The sequence below is a fragment of the Blautia sp. HCN-1074 genome, from assembly GCF_037890165.1.
Classification (GTDB): Bacteria; Bacillota; Clostridia; order Lachnospirales; family Lachnospiraceae; genus Blautia_A.
This window is the reverse complement of sequence record NZ_JBBKBP010000079.1, coordinates 1-514: the sequence shown is the minus strand read 5'-3', so window position 1 is coordinate 514 and position 514 is coordinate 1. Positions and strand designations below refer to the sequence as shown.

Sequence of the window (514 nt, the reverse complement as noted above, 5' to 3'; positions counted from 1 at the left end):
TCAGTCGGGCGAGCTTATCAAGCATAGAGAGGACGACAGAGAATATATGGGACGCACCCTTTATCTTGGTTCGCTAAAATCAGATGTGTATTTCTGTATCTATGAAAAGGACTATGAGCAGTACGTCAAGTTAGGGACACCGCTGGAAGAAGCCGACATTATCAACCGTTTTGAGATACGGCTTAGAAATGAACGTGCCTATTATGCAGTACGAGATTTGCTGACCTATTATGACGCAGAGCAGACTGCCTTTTCTATCATCAACCAGTATGTGCGGTTTGTTGATGAAGAAGCAGACAAGCGAAAAAATGACTGGAAACTCAATGACCGCTGGGCGTGGTTTATCGGCGATAACAGACAGAGCTTGAAGCTGACGACAAAGCCAGAGCCTTACACCTTAGACCGTACATTGCGGTGGGTACAACGGCAGGTAGCACCGACCTTGAAAATGCTGAAAAGGATTGATAAGGGAAACGGAACAGACTACATGAAAACTATCGAACAGCAGGCAAAG

At 45.5% G+C, this 514-nt stretch carries 1 protein-coding gene; it reads left to right on the top strand.

Annotation, left to right across the window (positions count from 1 at the left end; all coding sequences use genetic code 11):
• Positions 1-514 (top strand): replication initiation factor domain-containing protein (locus WKT11_RS19855; protein WP_340285805.1); only part of this gene is annotated, 514 nt, incomplete at both ends.